Origin of the sequence: Ramlibacter tataouinensis, from assembly GCF_001580455.1 — a bacterium.
GTDB classification, from domain to species: Bacteria; Pseudomonadota; Gammaproteobacteria; order Burkholderiales; family Burkholderiaceae_C; genus Ramlibacter; species Ramlibacter tataouinensis_B.
The window spans coordinates 1209653-1227915 of record NZ_CP010951.1; the positions used below are offsets into that span (position 1 = coordinate 1209653).

The window sequence follows — 18263 nt, forward strand, 5'->3', positions numbered from 1 at the left end:
GACAAAACAGGAGACCAACGCATGGATCTTGGCAGCGCCGTCGACATCGGCCCCGGCCACCGCTTCCTGCACACCACCGAGGTGCTGTCGCGCGACGAACTCGCCGCCTTGCAGTGGCAGCGGCTGCGTGCAACGCTGGAGAACCTCTGGGCTCGCGTGCCGCCGATGCGCCAGCGCCTCGAGGCGGCCGGCGTCCGGCCGGCGGACGTGCGCTCATCCTCCGACCTGGCGCGGCTTCCCTTCACCACCAAGTCGGACCTGCGCGACCACTACCCGTTCGGGCTGTTTGCCAGGCCGCCCGAGCAGCTGGCACGCATCCACGCCTCCTCCGGGACCACCGGCAAGCCCACGGTGGTGGGTTACACCGAAACCGACCTCGGGCGCTGGGCCGACCTCATGGCGCGTTCGATGTTCGCCGCCGGCGCCCGGCCGGGCGACATCGTGCACAACGCCTACGGCTACGGCCTGTTCACCGGCGGCCTGGGCGCGCACTACGGCGCCGAGCGCCTGGGCTGCGCCGTGGTGCCGGTGTCGGGTGGCGGCACCGAGCGCCAGGTCGACCTGATCAGGGACTTCGGCGCGAGCGTGCTGTGCGCCACCCCCTCGTACGCGCTGGCCATCGCCGAAGCGGCGCAGCAGCAAGGCGTCGACCTGAGCGCGGGACGCCTGCGCGTGGGCATGTTCGGCGCCGAGCCGTGGTCGCAGGCCATGCGCCTCGAGCTGGAAGCGCGGCTGGGGCTCCGGGCCATCGACGTCTACGGGCTCTCCGAGATCATGGGCCCGGGCGTGGCCTGCGAGTGCGAATGCCAGTCGGGCCTGCACGCCTGGGAGGACCACTTCCTGTTCGAAGTCATCGACCCGGAAACCGCCAGACCGGTGGCGCCGGGCCATGCCGGCGAGCTGGTGATCACCACCCTCACCAAGGAGGCGCTGCCGATGCTGCGCTACCGCACGCGCGACATCACCCGGATGGACACCACGCCCTGCGCCTGCGGACGCACCCATGCGCGCATCCTGCGCATCGCCGGCCGCAACGACGACATGCTGATCATCCGTGGGGTCAACGTGTATCCGTCGCAGGTCGAGGCGGCGCTGGTCGGGCGCCCGCAGCTGGCGCCGCACTACCAGCTGGTGGTCCGGCGCGAAGGCGTGCTCGACGAGGTCGCCATCGAGGTCGAAGCGCAGCCCGGCGTGCCGGGCGAGTCCTTCGCGCAGCTGGCGCGCGAGCTGGCGCATCACGTGAAGGTCCACGTCGGCATCAGCGCGGCCGTCCGCGTGCTCGAACCCGGCGGCGTGCCACGCTCGCAAGGCAAGGCGGTGCGCGTCCGCGACCTGCGCCCCAAGGAACTCTGACATGTCCACACGCTTGCTCACACTCCAGGTCAACGGCCGCAAGCGCGAGACCGCCGCGCCTGCCGGCGCGCAGCTGCTCGAGGTGCTGCGCGACCAGCTCGGCCTCACCGGCACCAAGCAGGGCTGCGACGGCGGCGAGTGCGGCGCCTGCACCGTGCTGGTGGATGGCCAGCCGCGGCTGGCCTGCATCACGCTGGCGGCGTCGGTGGAAGGTCGTGCCATCGAGACCATCGAGGGGCAGTCGCAGGGCGGCGCGCTGTCGCCGCTGCAGCGCGCCTTCCACGAGCACCTGGGCGCGCAGTGCGGCTACTGCACGCCGGGGATGATCATGGCCGCGCAGGCGCTGCTGCGCAGCGACCCGCACCCCAGCGAGGAACGCATCCGCGAGGCCCTGTCCGGCAACCTGTGCCGCTGCACCGGCTACGTGAAGATCATCGAGTCCGTGCGCGCCGCGGCGGGAGACCCGGCATGACACAGCCCTCCGCCGCTCGCCCGCCGGCGCCCCCGACCCATTCGGTGGGCGTGCGCACGCCGCTGGTGGACGGCGTCGAGAAAGTCACCGGGCGGGCCCGCTACACCGCCGACCTGCCCCTCGGCCCGGCGCTGACCGGCCTGATCGCCCGCAGCCCGGTCGCGCACGCGCGCATCGTGTCGATCGACACTTCGGCCGCCCGGGCGCTGCCCGGCGTGCGCGCCGTCATCACCGGCCAGGACTTCAGCGCGCCCTACGGCGTCATCCCGATCGCGCAGAACGAATGGCCGCTGGCACAAGGCAAGGTGCGCTACCGCGGCGAGCCCCTGTTCGCCGTGGCCGCCGACGACCTGGAGACCGCGCGCGCGGCGCTGGCCGCGGTGCAGGTGGAGTTCGAAGAACTGCCCGCGTACTTCAGCGCCGCCGAAGCGCGCGCCCCCGGCGCGGCGCTGCTGCACGACAACAAGGCCGGCAACCTCGAGCGGACCGTCGAGCAGGACTTCGGCGATGTGGACGCGGCCTTCGCCGCCAGCGACCTGGTCGTCGAGCGCAGCTTCGAATGCGCCGAGATCGCGCACGGGCAGATCGAGCTGAACGCGACGAACGCCGAATGGGACGCGCAGGCCCAGCGATTGACGGTTCATTCGGTCACCCAGGTGCCCTACTACCTGCACCTGATGCTGGCGCAGACGCTGGGGCTGGACGAGTCGCAGGTGCGCGTGGTCAAGCCTTTCGTCGGCGGCGGCTTCGGCCACCGCGTCGAGTCGCTCAATTTCGAGATGGTCACCGCCGCGCTCGCGCGCGCAGCCGGCGGGCGCGTCAAGCTCGAGCTCACGCGCGAGGAGGTGTTTCTCACGCACCGCGGCCGGCCGCACTCCGAGATCCGCATGCGCATCGGCTTGCGCGCGAACGGCAAGATCGCCGCCATCGACGCCGAAGTCACGCAGCGCGGCGGCGCCTACGCCGGCTACGGGCTGGTCACCATCCTGTATGCCGGGGCGCTGCTGCATGCGCTCTACAAGGTCGACGCGGTGCGCTATCGCGGCTTCCGCGTCTATACCAACCTGCCGCCCTGCGGCGCGATGCGCGGCCATGGCGCGGTGAATGTGCGCTTCGCCATCGAGTCGCTGCTGGACCAGGCCGCGGGCCAGCTCGGGCTGGATGCGTTCGCCCTGCGGCGCGCGAACTTCATCGCGGCGCCCTACCGCACCCTGAACGAGCTTCAAGTCAACTCCTACGGCCTGCCCGAGTGCCTGGACGCGGTAGAGCGCGCCTCCGGCTGGCACGAGCGGCGCCGCAAGCTGCCGCCCGGGGTCGGCCTGGGAATGGCCTGCTCTCACTACGTGAGCGGTTCGGCCAAGCCGGTGCACTGGACCGGCGAGCCGCATGCGGTGGTCAACCTCAAGCTCGACTTCGACGGCAGCATCACCATCCTGAGCGGCGCCGCCGACATCGGCCAGGGTTCGACCACGCTGCTGGCGCAGGTGGTCGCCGAAGTGCTGCTGCTGCCGATGTCGCGCATCCGCGTGGTCTGCACCGACAGCGCCCTCACCCCCAAGGACAACGGCTCGTATTCCTCGCGGGTCTCCTTCATGGTCGGCAACGCCGCGTTGCGGGCCGCGCAGGCGCTGCGGCGCGTGCTGGTCGAGGCGGCGGCGCGCCGGCTCGACACCTCCCCGGATGCGCTCGAGTGGCTGGGTGAATCCTGCATGACGGCGGACGGCAGCAGGCAGCTCGATTTCGCGCAGTGCGTGCAGGCCGCACTCGCGCAGGAAGGCACCCTCACCGTCAAGGGCAGCTGGTCGACCCCGCCGGAGACGCAGGGCGGCAAGTTCCGCGGCGCGGCGGTCGGTTCCACCGCCGGCTTCAGCTACGCGGCGCAGGTGGCGCAGGTGCGCGTCGATGCCGCCACCGGCGAAGTCGAGGTGCAGCACATCTGGGCCGCGCAGGACTGCGGCCGCGCACTCAATCCGCTGGCGCTGGAAGGACAGGTCCAGGGCGCCGTGTGGATGGGCATGGGACAGGCGCTGTCCGAGGAGACGCGCTACCACGAAGGACTCCCGATCGCCTGCAACCTGCTGGACTACCGCATCCCGACGGCCGCCGAGTCGCCGCCCGTGGACGTGACCTTGATCGAGAGCATGGATCCGCTGGGTCCGTTCGGCGCAAAGGAGGGCAGCGAGGGCGCGCTGCACGGCTGCCCGCCGGCGATCGCCAACGCCATCGCCGATGCCATCGGCCTGCGCCTGGACGCCTTGCCGCTTTCGCCTGACCGGATCCTGCAGGCGCTGCGCGAGCGCCAGCGCGAAGCGCGCCGCAGCCAGCGGGCCCCGAAGGAGACCCCCTGATGCGATCGCTGCCCCTGCTCGACTACCTGCGTGCCGCCGACGTGGCCGGCGCCGTCGCGCTCGCCGCCCGGGGCGGTCCCGGCAGCCGCTTCGTGGCCGGCGGCACCGACCTGCTGCCCAACCTGCGTCGCGGGCTGCTGCCCACCGGCCAGCTCATCGACATCGGCACGCTGGCGGAACTGCGCGGCATCGCCGTGGTGGAAGACGGCACGCTGGTGCTGGGCACCGGCCTCACGCTGGGCGAGCTCGCGGCCAGCCCCGTGGTGGCCGAGCGCCTGCCCGCGCTCGCCCAGGCCGCGCGCTCGGTGGGCGGGCCCGCGCATCGCGCCGCCGGCACGCTCGGCGGCAACCTCTGCCAGGACACGCGCTGCATCTTCTACAACCAGGGCGAATGGTGGCGCGCGGCCAACGATCACTGCCTGAAGTTCCGCGGTGAACGCTGCCACGTCGCCCCGCAGGGACAGCGCTGCCATGCGGCGTTCTGCTCCGACCTGGCGCCGGTGCTGCTCGCCGCGCGCGCCCAGGTGCGCGTGGCCGGGGCGGGCGGCACGCGCACCATGGCGCTGGCCGAGCTCTACCGCGACGACGGGGCCGCGCACCTGACGCTGGCACCCGGGGAGATCGTGGCGCGCGTGCTGGTGCCGCCGGTGCCGGGCCCGGTCGCCTTCGACAAGCTGCGCCAGCGCGGCGGCATCGATTTCGCGCTGGCCAGCGTGGCCGTCCTGAGCGCGCCGGGCGGGGTGCGCATCGCGCTCTCCGCGACCGGGTCCTGCCCGCAGGTGTTCGAACTCGGCGAAGGCCGCTGCGATGACGCCGCGGTCCGCTCGGCGGTGCTCAAGCATGCGAGCTGCATGCGCACGACCAGCACGCCGGCGACCTACCGGCGCGAAGCGGCGGCCGCGCTGGCGCTGAAGCTGCTGGCGCAGGCGCGCGCCTCCGAAGGCTCTGCATGAATGCGCCTGCGCCGGCCATCAACGCCGCCGCCCTGCTGATGGACCGCGGCGCCCCCAGCCGCACGGCCATCGTGCACGCGGAGCAGAGCATGAGCTGGTCCGAGTTGCGCATCGCGGTCGCCCGTGCGGGCGCGGCGTGGCGCGACTGCGGCGCCCTGCCCGGCGAAGTGGTGCAGCTTCACCTGCCGCTGGACATCGAGCATGCGGTGGCTTTCCTCGGCGCGATCTGGGCGGGCGCGGTGCCGGTGCCGCTGGCGCGCGAAGGCGTCTTCGCTACGGGCCAGCCCTGGGACCAGCAGGCACCGTGCCGCTTCATCCTGGCCGCCTCGCGCCAGGGCTATGCCACGCGCTGGCGCGACAGCGTGATGACGCTGGCCGAGTGGCACGCCTACCTGGGAGAGTCGGGGCCGATGTCGCCCGCGCGCCAGCGTCCCCAGGCCTGCGCCTGCTGGACCGAGCCGCGCACGCGCGACGGCGCCGGGGCGCGCGCGCTGCCGCATGCCTTTGCGACCGGCTGCCCACCGCGCAGGAGTTCGAGCGACGTGGCGCACACGGCCACCATCCTGGGCATGCTGAAAGTCCTGCGGCGTGGCGGCACGGCGGTGCTGCGCGGCGCCCGGCGGGCTTCGGCTGCGCCCTGCAACGTCCTGGAGGCAGCATGAGCAGTTCCGCGCCCCTGGCCCCGGCCTGGCTGGAGGATGGCATCGCGCACATCGACGTGCGTTCACTGCCGCCGCCCGAACCGCTGGTCGCCATTCTCCGGCGGATCCGTGAGCTTCGGACCGGGGACTCGCTCATCGTGCACCACAACCGGGTCCCGGTGCTGCTGTTCCCCGAGCTGGCCGAAATCGGCTGGGAGGCGGAGCAGATCCCGGCACCGGCGGGCGAGGTGCGCCTGCTGCTGCGCGCCGCGCCATGACGCTCGCCGCGACATTCCTCGGTGGGGCCAGCGGGCGGCTGTTGCCCGCTGCCGTGCCCTTCCGCTTCTTCGGCGCGGCCGCCGCCTACCAGGTGGCCGCCTGGGGCGTGCTGGTGGCGACCTGGGGCGGCTGGATCGACTTCGCCGGGGGACTGGGCCTGCCGCTGGCGGCCCTGCACCTGCTCACACTCGGCGTGCTGGCCATGGCAGCGCTGGGCGCCGGCGCGCAGCTGATGCCGGTGGCCACGCGGCAGCCGCCCGTCAGCGGCCGCTGGCTGGACTTCATCTGGTGGGTCTACACGCCCGGCGTCGCGGTACTCACGGCGGGGATGGCGACCGGATCCGCGACGGCGCTGCTCCTGGGCTCCGCCGCCGTGGCCGGTCCGCTGGCGGCCTGGGCGCTGCTGATGGCCCGCCACCTGGCGCGCGCGCGGGGCATGCCCGGCGTGCGCGCGCACGCCTGGGGTTCGCTCGCCTGCCTGGCGCTGGTGCTTGTCACCGGCACTGCGCTGACCGCATGGTGGTCCGGCGCGGCGCAGCCGCCCCGGCCGCTGCTGACCCACGCGCACCAGGTCGTTGCGCCCTTCGGCTTCATGGGGCTGCTGTCCGCCGGGCTGTCGTACATCCTGGTGCCCATGTTCGTGCTCTCGCCCGCACCCGCGGAACGCCGGCAGTTGGGCGCGCTCGCCTTCTTCGCCGCGGCGCTGCTGCTCGCTTGCGCGTCCGGGCACCTGGGCGGCCCGCTGCTGGCCGCCGCCGCGGTCGCCGGCGCGGCCGGCGCCGCCTGGCACCTGTGGCTCATGCGCGCAGCCATCGCCAGCGGGATGCGCAAGGACCTGGGGCATTCGTTCCTGCTGGTGCGATTCGGCTGGGGCGCGCTCGGCGTGGCCGTGGCGATCGCGCTGGCGATCGGCTTCGGTGCCGAAGTGGAGGCGCGCTGGCTCGTCGCCGCCGCGCTGTGCTGGTTGTCCAGCGTGTTGGCCGGCTTCCTGCAGCGCATCCTGCCCTTCCTCGGCTCGATGCACGCGGCCGCCGGCCGCCGCCGCGGCCCGACCGCGTCTTCCCTCAGCCATGCGGGGCTGCTGCGCGCGCATGCGCTGTGCCACGTGGCCGCGTGGTGCGCCGTGGCGGCAGCGCTCGCCACGCACAGCCGCGCGCTGGCGGCGCTCGCCGCCGTGGCAGGCCTGGCCGGCAGCATGGCCTTCGCGCTGTTCTTTGCGCAACTGCTGCGCCGCATGCGTGCTGCATGCGTGCCGCAGTCTTGAAGTGAGACAAGGATTTCACCGCGTCCTGTCGTTATCGTGGTGTGGCCATCAGCCAAAGGAGGTTCCTCGTGATCAACACCCAAGTCGGACGCATGCTGGACGAGGAGCATCGCGCTAATCTCGCCCTGCTCGAGCGCGTCCAGCGCGCCGTCGGCGGCGCAGCATCTTCCTCACCCGCGCTGCAAGCGCTGCTCACCGAGTTCATGCACGCCATGCAGGTGGACATCAGCCGCCACTTCGACTTCGAGGAGCACTGCCTGTTTCCCCGCATCGCCGAATTCGGCGACGGGGCGATCGCGGCACTGATGACCGAAGAGCACGAATCCATTCGCGAGGTCGCCGCGGAACTGCTGCCGCTCGCGCGGGCGGTCTGCGACGGCATCGTGGACGAAGAGTCCTGGGACCGGCTGCGCCTGCTGACGCTGGAGCTCGTGGAACGCCAGGTCGCGCACATCCAGAAGGAAACCATGGCCCTGCTGCCGCTGCTCGAAGACGTGCTGGATCCGTCGACCGACGGCGAGCTGGCGCTGGACTACGCCGCCGCGGCCTAGTGGCCACTACTGCCTCGTCGCGATGTGCGCGGCGACCCAGGCTTGACTCACCTCAAGGTCCGTCCGCGCATCGCGCCTAGCATCGGATCATCTTGACATCCTCCACGAGGTGACGACATGGGTCCAGCCGACATGTGCACCGCCACACCCTCCGATGCCGCTGTCCGGATGCCCTGCGCCATCTGTGCCCTGGGCCCCTTGTGCATGCCGGAGCAATCCGGTGAAAGCGCACCCGCCGTCCGGCTCACGCGCCGCAAAGTCCGCCGCGGCGAAGTGCTGTTCCGGCGCGGACAGTCGTTCCGGGCCTTCTTCGCGCCGCGAACGGGCTACTTCAAGACTTTCCTGTCCGACGAGCACGGCCATGCGCAGGTGCTCGACTTCCAGATGGCGGGCGACCTGCTGGGCCTGGACGGCGTGGTCGACGGCGTCCACCACTGCGAAGCCGTGGCCCTGGGCGATGCGGAGGTCTGCGTCGTCGAATTCAACGACGCCCTGGAGCTGTGCAGCAACGCCGGCGGCGTCGCGCGCGAATTCCAGCGGCAACTCGCCCAGGCCGTGGCGCGCCACCAGCGCACGGCCTTGCACCTGCGCGCCATTCCGAGCGCCGACCACCGGCTGGCGCGCTTCCTCGTGGACTGGACCGGTCGGCTGCGGCGACTGGGCTTGCCCGGCGACGAGCTGCTGCTGCGAATGACCCGGGAGGAACTGGGCAGCCTGCTCGGCCTGACGCTCGAAACCGTCAGTCGCGCCCTCACCCGCCTGAAGCGGCTGAACGTGCTCAACGTAAGCAACCGCTATATCGAGATCCTCGACGTGCCCGAACTGCGCAAGCTGGCCGGCACGTAGTCAGAGGCTGCAGGCGGCGCCGCGCCGGCCTGCCCCACGCACCGCCGAACTCATCGGTGGTCGCAGCGACGGGCCCTTTCATTTTCGGTTGAGCTGGTGCGAGCGCGTGAGGTCGCGTGAGAGGTAACTGTTCGTGCAGATACCGTCCTGCTAGGGCGCAATGTCGCTATCGTCGTGCCGTTGACGGCGGCCTCGTAGGAGACAACGATGATCCCAGCCGGATTCGACTACCACGCACCGAACTCGGTCGCCGACGCGATCAAGCTGCTCGGCGACCTCGGTCCCGATGCCAGGCTGCTGGCGGGTGGCCACAGCCTGCTGCCGATGATGAAGCTGCGCTTCGCGCAGCCGGCGCACCTGATCGACCTGGGCAGGATCGCCGAACTGCGCGGTATTGCGCAGGTGGGCGACGCGATCCACATCGGCGCGATGACGACCGAGCACGAGCTGCTGCACTCCGCGCTGCTGGCCGAGAAGCTGCCGCTGCTGGTCGATGGCGCGGGCTGGATCGCCGACCCGCAGGTCCGCTACAAGGGCACGATCGGCGGCGACATCTCGCATGGCGACCCGGGCAACGACCATCCCGCACTGATGCTTGCACTGGATGCGTCCTTCGTGCTGCGCGGTCCCAAGGGCGAGCGCGTCCTCAAGGCCGACGGCTATTTCCTCGGGCTGTATTCGACGCAACTGGAGGATGGCGAGATCCTCGCGCAGATCCGAATTCCGATTCCAGCGGCCGGCAGCGGGTGGTCCTACCAAAAGCTCAAGCGCAAGACCGGCGACTTCGCCACCGCCGCCACCGCGGTGCTGCTGCAGATGAGCGGCGGCAAGGTGGCCAAGGTGAACATCGCACTGACCAATGCCGGCCCCACCGCGCTGAAGGCACGGGCCGCCGAGGACAGCCTGCTCGGCAAGCCGATCGACGAGGCCAGCCTGGGCGAAGCGGCGCGCCTGGCCATGGGCATCTGCGAACCGACCCCGGACCAGCGGGGCGATGCCGAATACAAGCTGGCCATGACGGGCGAGATGACGCGGCGCGCGCTGCAGGCGGCGCATGCCCGCGCGAAGTCCTAGGACGGCGAAGGAGAGTCGGACATGGCGAACACGCACCAGGTGTCATTCAAGCTGAACGGCAAGGCCGTCGAGGTGTCGGTCGAGCCGCGCGAGCTGCTGATCCACACGCTGCGCGAGAAGCTGGCGCATACCGGCCCGCACATCGGCTGCGAGACCTCGCACTGCGGCGCCTGCACGGTGGACATGGACGGCATGTCCGTCAAGTCCTGCACCGTGCTCACCGTGCAGTGCGCGGGCAGCGAGCTGCTCACCGTCGAGGGCCTGGAGCAAGGCGGCGTGCTGCACGCGCTGCAGCAGGCCTTCCACGAGGAGCACGGATTGCAGTGCGGCTACTGCACGCCGGGGATGATCACGCGCGCCTACCGCCTGCTCAAGGAGAACCCGAATCCCACCGAGCAGGACATCCGCTACGGCATCGCCGGCAACCTGTGCCGCTGCACCGGCTACCAGAACATCGTCAAGGCGGTCCAGTCCGCCGCCAGGAAGCTGGCATCGACGCCGGCGTCGGCCTGATACAGGCCCCCACCTTCAGCGAACCATCCGGAGAGTCCAAATGGGCGACATGTCGGAACTCAAGGCGCGCGAGGAAAAACTGCAGGGCACGGGCGCCTCGCTGCTGCGCAAGGAGGACGCGCGCTTCATTCGCGGCCAGGGCAGCTACGTCGACGACATCAAGCTGCCGGGCATGCTGTTCGGCGCGCTGGTGCGCAGCCCCTATGCGCATGCGCGGATCAAGGGGATCGACAAGAGCAAGGCGCTGGCCTCGCCGGGCGTGGTGGCGGTGCTGAGCGCCGACGACCTCAAGCCCGTCAACCTGCACTGGATGCCCACGCTGGGTGGCGACGTGCAGGCGGTGCTGGCCGACCAGAAGGTCTGCTTCCAGTACCAGGAGGTAGCAATGGTGCTGGCCACCGACCGCTACGCCGCCGCCGACGGCGCCGCGCTGGTGGAGGTCGACTACGAGGAACTGCCGGCCATCGTCGACCCGAAGCAGGCCATGACGGCCGACGCGCCGGTGATCCGCGAGGACATCGCCGACAAGAAGGAAGTGGGTCACGGTCCGCGCACCCATCCCAATCACATCTTCACCTGGGAAGCGGGCGACCAGGCGGCCACCGACGCGGCCTTCAAGAATGCCGAGGTCACGGTGCGCGAGGAGATCCTGAACCCGCGCGTGCACCCCTGCCCGCTGGAGCCCTGCGGCTGCGTCGCCTCGTTCAACAAGGGCACCGGGTCGCTGACCGTGTACCTGACCTCGCAGGCGCCGCACCTGGTGCGCACCGTGCTGGCCATGCTCTCGGGCATCCCCGAAAGCAAGATCCGTGTGGTGGCCGGCGACATCGGCGGCGGCTTCGGCAACAAGGTGCCGGTCTACCCCGGCTACGTGGTGGCCATCGTCGCCTCGATCGTCACCGGGGTGCCGGTGAAGTGGATCGAGTCGCGCATCGAGAACATCTCCACCACCGGCTTCGCGCGCGACTACCACGGCGTGGGCGAACTGGCCGCCGACAAGGACGGCCGGATCAAGGCGCTGCGCTTCACTGCCCTGGCCGACCATGGCGCCTTCAATTCGCATGTGTCGGCGACCAAACTGCCGGCCGGCCTGTTCTCGATCTGCACCGGCTCCTACGACATTCCCAACGCCTACGCCCGCGTCGATGCGGTCTACACCAACAAGGCGCCCGGCGGCGTGGCCTACCGCTGCTCGCTGCGCGTGACCGAGGCGATCTACCTGATCGAGCGCATGATCGACGTGCTGGCCCAGAAGTTGAACATCGACAAGGCCGAGATCCGCCGGCGCAACCTGATCAAGGCCGAGCAGTTTCCCTACACCTCGGCCTTCGGCTGGACCTTCGACAGCGGCAACTACCACCCCGCACTCGAGAAGGTGCTCAAGGCGGTGGACTACGAAGGACTGCGGCGCGAGCAGGCGGCCCAGCGCGCCGACCCGAACTCGCCGACCCTGATGGGCATCGGCCTGGCGACCTTCACCGAGATCCTGGGCGCCGGCCCGACCAAGGTGTGCGACATCCTGGGCATCGGCCTGTTCGACAGCTGCGAGATCCGCGTGCATCCGACCGGCGCCGTGATCGCGCGCATGGGCACTATGTCGCAGGGCCAGGGCCACGCCACCACCTACGCCCAGATCATCGCCACCGAGCTGGGCCTGCCGGCCAGCGACATCGTGGTCGAGGAAGGCGACACCGACAAGGCGCCCTACGGCGCCGGCACCTGGGGCTCGCGCTCGACGCCGGTCGCCGGCGCCGCCACGGCGCAGGCGGCGCGCACCATCCGGGACAAGGCACGCAAGATCGCCGCCCACCTGCTCGAAGTGGGCGAAGGCGACCTGGAGTGGGAGATCGACCGCTTCACGGTCAAGGGCAACCCGAGCCAGGCCAAGACCATGAAGGAGATCTGCATGGTCGCGCACACCGGCAACATCCCCGCCGGCATGGAGCAGGGCCTGAACGCCGTGACCTACTACGACCCGCCCAACCTCACCTACCCGTTCGGCGCCTACCTGTGCGTGGTCGACATCGACAAGTTCACCGGCGAGGTCAAGGTGCGCCGCTTCTACGCGCTGGACGATTGCGGCACCCGGATCAACCCCATGATCATCGAAGGCCAGATCCACGGCGGTCTGACCGAGGCCTTCGCGGTGGCGATGGGCCAGCAGATGCCCTTCGACGAGAACGGCAACCACCTGGGCAACAGCCTGCTCGACTACTTCCTGCCCACGGCGATGGAAACGCCGCACTGGGAAACCGACTACACCGTCACGCCCAGCCCGCACCACCCGATCGGCGCCAAGGGCGTGGCCGAGTCGCCGCACGTGGGCGGCATCCCGTGCATGAGCAACGCGGTGATCGACGCTTTCGCGCACCTGGGCGTGGTCCACATGGACATGCCGCACAGCGCCTGGCGGGTCTGGCAGCAGTGCAACGCGCTGGGGATCAACAAGCGATGAAGCAGTGGTTGGTCCCGGGTATCGCCACGGCGCTGCTCGCGGCCTCGGCGTCGTTCACCGCGCTGCTGGCGAAACCCCATCTCGCCGCCGTGCTGGGCCAGCTGCAGGGCGCGGGCGCGGCACGGTGGCAGCTCCAGTTTCTCATTGCCTCCTTTCCGGCGGCGCTGGCATTGGCCGCCTTGGTGATCGCCGGGTCCGTGGCCAAACCGGCGAGCGGGCCGCTTCAGGTCCTGGCAGCCCTGGCGGTGGCTGCGCCGGTCTTGCTGCTGATCCTGGTGCTGTCGCACGCGTACCCGGCGCCATGAAGGTACAGCTCGAAAAGACCTTCGCGATGCCCGCCTCCGCGGACCTCGCCTGGACCCTGTTGCAGGACATCGAGGGCGTGGCCGGCTGCATGCCCGGCGCGCGCATCGTCGAGCGCATCGACCCGCAGCACTACAAGGGCACGGTGGCGGTGAAGTTCGGACCGGCCAACCTGTCGTTCCGCGGCGATGTGGTGGTGCAGGACCTGGATCCGGCGGCCAGGACGCTGCGCCTGACCGGCAAGGGCACCGACTCCACCGGCACCTCCGGCGCCAGCATGGAGCTGACGGCACGGGTCGATCCGATCGACGCCAACGCCTGCAACTTGGTGGGCGCCAGCGAGCTGTCGGTGAGCGGCAAGGCTGCCACCTTCGGTGGTCGCATGATGGGCGCGGTGGCCGACCAGGTGCTCAAGCAGTTCGCCGACAACTTCGCCGCGCAACTGAAAGTGCTGCAAGCCCAGGCGGCCCCGCCGCCCGGCGGCCCGCCCGCCTCGGGCCATGCGGCCGCCGCGCCGGAGCCTGCGCCGCCCCGGCCGCTCAACGGGCCGGCCCTGCTGTGGGCGGCCCTCAAGAACTGGCTGCGCTCGCTGTTCGCGGGGCGCGCGCACTGACCGCGATGGTGTCGCAACGCGCACAGGAGGTGGCAGCGCTGCAGCGGGACCTGGCGCATGCCGGCTACATCGCCGAACCGGGCCTGGCCGCCGCCCTCTTGCTGATGCAGGACCTGGAGCGGCCCCTGCTGCTGGAGGGCGACGCCGGCGTGGGAAAGACCGAAGTGGCCAAGGTGCTGGCGGCCGTGCGCCACGCGCGCCTGATCCGGCTGCAATGCTACGAAGGCCTGGACGCCCATGCGGCGATGTACGAGTGGAACTACCAGCGCCAGCTGCTGGCCATCAAGCTGCTCGAGCACGACCAGCGCGGCATCGCGCAGAAGGAGCAGGACATCTTCTCCGAGCGCTACCTGCTCAAGCGCCCGCTGCTCGAGGCCATCACCTGCGCGCAGCCGCCGGTGCTGCTGATCGACGAGATCGACCGGGCCGACGAGGCCTTCGAGGCTTACCTGCTGGAGCTGCTGTCGGACTTCCAGCTGTCGATCCCCGAGCTCGGCACGGTGCCGGCCGTCAGCCGCCCGCTGGTCGTCATCACCTCCAACGGCACGCGCGAGCTGTCCGACGCCCTGCGCCGCCGCTGCCTCTACCAGTACATCGACTACCCCGACTACGACAAGGAGCTCGCCATCGTGCGCGCCAAGGCGCCGGCCGCACCGGCCGCGCTGGCGGCGCAGATCGTGGCCTTCGTGCAGGGCGTGCGGCGCATGGAACTGCAGAAGAAGCCCGGCATCGCCGAGACCCTGGACTGGACCGCCGCCCTGCTGCGGCTGGGCCTGTCGGTGATTGACAAGGACGGCGCCGAGCGCATCATGGAAACGCTCAGCGCCCTCATCAAGACGCGTGACGACCGCGCGGCCTTTCCGCGCGAAATCGTCGCCCGGCTGGCGGCCGCATGTTGACCCTCGAAGCTTCACTGGACACCCGCGCCGCCGAGCGGCTGGCGGGCTTTCCCGGCTTCCTGCGGTCCAACGGCTTCGGTGTCGGCGGCGGTGATGCCGTGGCGGTACTTCGGACGGCGCAGCAGGTGGGCGTGCTCGACCCGGCGATCCTGCGCTGGAGCCTGCAAGCCTTGTTGTGCGGGCGCGCCGACGAGTGGCAGCGCTTCGACGAATTGTTCGACGCCTGGTTCCTGCCGCCCAACCGCTGGCAGCGTCCGCAGCGCCGCGATGCCGGCGACAAGGCCTTGCGCGGCGAGTGGCCTGGAGGCCCGGCCGGCGATCACGACCGGGCGGACGACGAAGATGCGCTGCGGCCGCGCCGCACCGCCAGCGGCCAGGAAGCGCTGGGCTCGGCGGACTTCCGCACGCTGACCGAGAAGGAACACACGCTGGACATCGAGGCGCTGATGCGGCGCTTCGCGCGCCGGCTCAAGCACATCCGCCTGCGCCGCCAGCGGCGCGCGCGCCGGGGCAGGCGCCTGGACCTGCCGGCGACGATCCGGCGCAGCGTGGCCAGCGGCGGCACGCCCTTCCACCTGGCCTGGAAGGAGCCCCGCCAGGTGCGGCCGCGCATCGTGCTGCTGATCGACGTGAGCCGGTCGATGGCGCTGTACAGCTTCTTCTACCTGCGCCTGGCGCGGGCGCTGGCCGCGGAACTGACCGACATCCACAGCTTCATCTTCCACACCCGCGTCACGGCGGTGTCGCAGGCGCTGCACGACCCGGACCCGTGGCGCGCGCAGGAACAGCTGCACCTGATCGCGCAGGGCTGGGCCGGCGGCACGCGCATCGGCGACAGCCTGGCGCAGTTCAACCGCGAGCACGCGCCGCGCATCGTCCATTCGCGCACCGCGATCGTCATCATGAGCGATGGCTACGACACCGGCGATCCGCAGCGGCTGTCGGACGCACTGGCACAGCTGCGGCGGCGGGCGCGGCGCATCGTGTGGCTCAACCCGCTGTGCAACCGGCCCGGCTATGCCCCGGTCTGCCAGGGCATGCAGGCCGCCCTGCCGCACCTGGACCTGCTCGCGCCGGGGGCGGACCTGGCCAGCATCCAGGCGGTGCTGCCGGAACTGATCGCCGCACTGAGGTAAGAGAGGTAAGGAGGTCGCCCATGGGCTGCATGTTCAAGGCCAACGGGCTCTACAGCCGGATGTCGGTGGGCGCGGTGCTGCTGGCCGCCGGCGCCGGCAAGCGGCTGGGCGGGCGGCCGAAGGCCTTGCTCGAGCTGGGCGGCGTGCCGCTGGTGATGCGCCAGCTGATCGCGCTGTCGGGCGCAGGCGTGGACGAAGTCGTCGTCGTGCTGGGCCATCACGCCGATGCGGTCGAGACGGCCATCGGGCAGTTCCCGATCACGCTGGTGCGCAACCCCTCGCCCGACGAGGGCCAGGCCTCGTCCGTGCGCGCCGGGCTGCAGGCCCTGTCGCCCCGGCTCGATGCGGTGATCGTCGCGCTGGCCGACCAGCCGCTGATCAACGCGCAGGACATCACGGCGCTGATCGGCGCATTCAAGAAGCGCGGCGACGCGATGATGGTGGTGCCGCGCGTGATGACCGAAGGCGGCGCGCCGCAACCGGGCAACCCGGTCATCTTCGATGCGGCGCTGCGCGAGGCCTGGCTGGCGGGCGCCGCCGACCTGGCCTGCCGCCAATGGCGCGATGCCCATCGCGATCTCGTGCGCTGGCTGGACACCGACAACCGCCGCTACTCGCTGGACATCGACACACCCGAAGACCTGGCGCGCTTCACCGCGGGCACGGGCCACGTACTCACCTGGCCGTCGTCGTTCGCCGGCGAGACGGTGACATGAGCACCGCCAGCCGCCTGGCCCTGGCGCGCGCCTGCGCGTGGGCGCTGCTGATCGCGGGATGGGTCGGCATCGGCAGCCTGTCGCTGGTGCTGGCGCCGACGGTGGGCCAGGCGTTCGGTCTGGTGGCCCTGTGGCTGCTGGGCCTGGGGGCGGCGGCAGCCGTTGCCACGCATGGTGGCATGCGGCGGTGGACGCGCGCGCTGGCGCTGGGCAGCGTCGCGCTGCTCACCGCTGCCGGCTTGTGGGCCGCGGTGCGCGGCGTCGGCCTGCCGGCCCTGCTGCTGGCGCTGGTGGGCTGGGCGGCGCTGACCGCGCTGGCTTCCGGCGTGGTGCGCAGCCTGCGGCAGATGCAGGCCGCAGCACCGGCGCCGCCGGTCGCCGCCGCCAGCCTGGGCGCCCTGTGCGCGGGACTGCTGCTGGGCGATCCCGCCGATGTCGGCGCGCTGGCGGCCCGCCTCGCGGCCTTCGTGCTGGCCGTCGCCGCCTTGCTCGCGCTCTTGCAGTTGCGAGTCGACGAGCGCGCCCACGGGCCCGGTTGCCGCGCCGGGCTGTTCGACTGTTCGCTGCCGGCGTGGCCGCCGGGCGCCTGGCGCGATCCGCTGCAGTGGCCGATGCTGCTGGCCGGGCTGGCCATGCTGCCGCTGATGGCCGCATTGCCGCTGATGGCGGCATGGTGCAGCGCCCGCGGCATCGCGCCGCAGGTGCTGGTGCTGCTTCACCTGGCGGCGATGTTCGGCCCGGCACTGGTGCTGCGGGCCTGGATGACGCGCTGGCCGCTGCGCGCCCTGGCCGTTGTCTGCGCCGCCCTGCTGGTGGCGGGCGCGGCCTTTGCCGCCTGGTCGCCTGCACCCGTCGACCTGCTCGGCCTGGCGGTCACGCACGGGGCCGCCTGGGGCCTGGCCTGGAGCGGCCAGCTCTGGGCACCGGCGCGGCGCGGCCGCCAGGGCAGCTCGCCGCTGCGGGCGGCGGCCGGCTATGCGGTGCTGACCCTGGCTTTCGGCCTGGTGGTCGAGCAGTCGGGCGCGCGCGGTGTCGCCGCGATACACGTCGCGCTGGGCCTGGGCGCGGTGCTGGCCGGCTTGCTGCTGACCGCGCGGCCCTGGGTCCGGGCCATCGCCGCGCGCCGGCATGCGGGCCGCTGATCCAGCGCCTCAGCCGGCGGCCGTCATCGGACCCGGGTAGCTCACTTCATCGAGCAGCCCGGTGTCGACGTCGTACACGAAGCCCCGCACCGTGATCGCATCGGGGCCCTGCGTCGGAAGCCAGGCGTGGTTCAGGATGGCGGACATGCCGCGCCGCACGTCCCACTCCAGGCGCTGACGATTTGCCGCGTCGGGCGCCGCATCCAGCGGCTCGGGCTGGCCGCGGAACGCATGAAACGCCTCCGGAGAAGACGCGCACTTCCCGCAGTTCGCGAAGGCCCGGCCCGTGGCCTGCGCGAGCATCTTTTCCGACGCCGGATCGCCTTCCAGGCCGGCCTTGAGCAGGTCGTCGGTGAAGGCCAGCATGCCGCAGCGCGTGTGGTGGACCAGGATGAACTCGCGCGTGTCCAGCAGGTGGTGGGAAATGATCAAGGAGCGCAAGGCGTCCCCGGTCACCACGCCGCCGGCATTGCGGATGACGTGGGCCTCCCCGGTCTGCAGTCCCAGCAGGTCCTCCACATCGAGGCGCGCGTCCATGCAGGCCAGTACCGCCACGCGCTTTGATGGCCGGATCGGCTGCATGCCCGGATGGCTTGCCCGATGAAGGGTGTCCCCGCCGGCGTAGCGCCCGTTGTTGTTCAGAAGAATGTCGGTGCTCGATGTCGCCATGGTGCTCTCCCTGATGCACCGGCGCCGATGCCCAAC

At 71.3% G+C, this 18263-nt stretch carries 19 protein-coding genes; 18 read left to right on the forward strand and 1 reads right to left on the reverse strand.

The features are described from left to right. Window positions 1-21 precede the first annotated feature (21 nt). From UC35_RS05910 to UC35_RS05995, 18 genes are all read left to right on the forward strand, one after another. Window positions 22-1353 (forward strand): phenylacetate--CoA ligase family protein, encoded by a 1332-nt coding sequence (locus UC35_RS05910; RefSeq protein ID WP_061497120.1) that lies wholly within the window; start codon window positions 22-24, stop codon window positions 1351-1353. Between the two features lies 1 nt (window position 1354). After that, the gene (locus UC35_RS05915; protein WP_061497122.1) at window positions 1355-1825 is read left to right on the forward strand and encodes a (2Fe-2S)-binding protein; all 471 of its coding nucleotides are present in this window, start codon (window positions 1355-1357) and stop codon (window positions 1823-1825) included. Then, on the forward strand, window positions 1822-4173 hold the full coding sequence (hcrA, locus tag UC35_RS05920; protein ID WP_061497124.1) for a 4-hydroxybenzoyl-CoA reductase subunit alpha: 2352 nt from the start codon (window positions 1822-1824) through the stop codon (window positions 4171-4173). Before UC35_RS05915 ends, hcrA begins: the two co-directional genes overlap by 4 nt. Further along, on the forward strand, window positions 4173-5126 hold the full coding sequence (locus UC35_RS05925; RefSeq protein WP_061497126.1) for an FAD binding domain-containing protein: 954 nt from the start codon (window positions 4173-4175) through the stop codon (window positions 5124-5126). Before hcrA ends, UC35_RS05925 begins: the two co-directional genes overlap by 1 nt. Further along, entirely contained in the window at window positions 5123-5788 is a 666-nt protein-coding gene (locus tag UC35_RS05930; protein WP_061497128.1) for an AMP-binding protein, read from the forward strand. Before UC35_RS05925 ends, UC35_RS05930 begins: the two co-directional genes overlap by 4 nt. Then, window positions 5785-6045 (forward strand): DUF2249 domain-containing protein, encoded by a 261-nt coding sequence (locus UC35_RS05935; RefSeq protein WP_061497130.1) that lies wholly within the window; start codon window positions 5785-5787, stop codon window positions 6043-6045. The genes UC35_RS05930 and UC35_RS05935 overlap by 4 nt, the downstream gene beginning before the upstream one ends. Beyond that, window positions 6042-7310 (forward strand): hypothetical protein, encoded by a 1269-nt coding sequence (locus UC35_RS05940; protein WP_145979345.1) that lies wholly within the window; start codon window positions 6042-6044, stop codon window positions 7308-7310. Before UC35_RS05935 ends, UC35_RS05940 begins: the two co-directional genes overlap by 4 nt. Window positions 7311-7378: 68 nt before the next feature. Beyond that, a complete protein-coding gene (locus tag UC35_RS05945; RefSeq protein ID WP_061497134.1) occupies window positions 7379-7861 on the forward strand; it encodes a hemerythrin domain-containing protein in 483 nt (160 codons plus the stop codon). Between the two features lie 117 nt (window positions 7862-7978). Next, window positions 7979-8707 (forward strand): Crp/Fnr family transcriptional regulator, encoded by a 729-nt coding sequence (locus UC35_RS05950; protein WP_082792722.1) that lies wholly within the window; start codon window positions 7979-7981, stop codon window positions 8705-8707. Window positions 8708-8914: 207 nt separating this feature from the next. After that, window positions 8915-9781 carry an FAD binding domain-containing protein gene (locus UC35_RS05955; protein WP_061497136.1) on the forward strand — a complete coding sequence of 289 codons (867 nt, stop codon included), beginning with the start codon at window positions 8915-8917 and terminating at the stop codon, window positions 9779-9781. A gap of 21 nt (window positions 9782-9802) precedes the next feature. Next, a complete protein-coding gene (locus tag UC35_RS05960; protein WP_061497138.1) occupies window positions 9803-10294 on the forward strand; it encodes a (2Fe-2S)-binding protein in 492 nt (163 codons plus the stop codon). Window positions 10295-10334: 40 nt separating this feature from the next. Next, the gene (locus UC35_RS05965) at window positions 10335-12749 is read left to right on the forward strand and encodes an aerobic carbon-monoxide dehydrogenase large subunit (RefSeq protein ID WP_061497139.1); all 2415 of its coding nucleotides are present in this window, start codon (window positions 10335-10337) and stop codon (window positions 12747-12749) included. Then, window positions 12746-13054 (forward strand): hypothetical protein, encoded by a 309-nt coding sequence (locus UC35_RS05970; protein ID WP_061497141.1) that lies wholly within the window; start codon window positions 12746-12748, stop codon window positions 13052-13054. The genes UC35_RS05965 and UC35_RS05970 overlap by 4 nt, the downstream gene beginning before the upstream one ends. Next, window positions 13051-13665, forward strand: a complete 615-nt coding sequence (locus tag UC35_RS05975) for an SRPBCC family protein (protein WP_061497143.1) — start codon at window positions 13051-13053, stop codon at window positions 13663-13665. The genes UC35_RS05970 and UC35_RS05975 overlap by 4 nt, the downstream gene beginning before the upstream one ends. A gap of 5 nt (window positions 13666-13670) precedes the next feature. Next, window positions 13671-14564, forward strand: coding sequence for an AAA family ATPase (locus tag UC35_RS05980; RefSeq protein ID WP_061497145.1), 894 nt, complete (start codon window positions 13671-13673; stop codon window positions 14562-14564). Then, entirely contained in the window at window positions 14558-15700 is a 1143-nt protein-coding gene (locus UC35_RS05985) for a vWA domain-containing protein (protein ID WP_061497147.1), read from the forward strand. The genes UC35_RS05980 and UC35_RS05985 overlap by 7 nt, the downstream gene beginning before the upstream one ends. A 20-nt stretch (window positions 15701-15720) precedes the next feature. After that, the gene (locus tag UC35_RS05990) at window positions 15721-16416 is read left to right on the forward strand and encodes an NTP transferase domain-containing protein (RefSeq protein ID WP_061497149.1); all 696 of its coding nucleotides are present in this window, start codon (window positions 15721-15723) and stop codon (window positions 16414-16416) included. Beyond that, on the forward strand, window positions 16413-17558 hold the full coding sequence (locus UC35_RS05995; RefSeq protein ID WP_061497151.1) for a hypothetical protein: 1146 nt from the start codon (window positions 16413-16415) through the stop codon (window positions 17556-17558). The genes UC35_RS05990 and UC35_RS05995 overlap by 4 nt, the downstream gene beginning before the upstream one ends. Window positions 17559-17567: 9 nt before the next feature. Here UC35_RS05995 and UC35_RS06000 read toward each other — a convergent pair whose 3' ends face one another. Beyond that, a complete protein-coding gene (locus UC35_RS06000) occupies window positions 17568-18227 on the reverse strand; it encodes a beta-class carbonic anhydrase (RefSeq protein WP_061497153.1) in 660 nt (219 codons plus the stop codon). Window positions 18228-18263 lie beyond the last annotated feature (36 nt).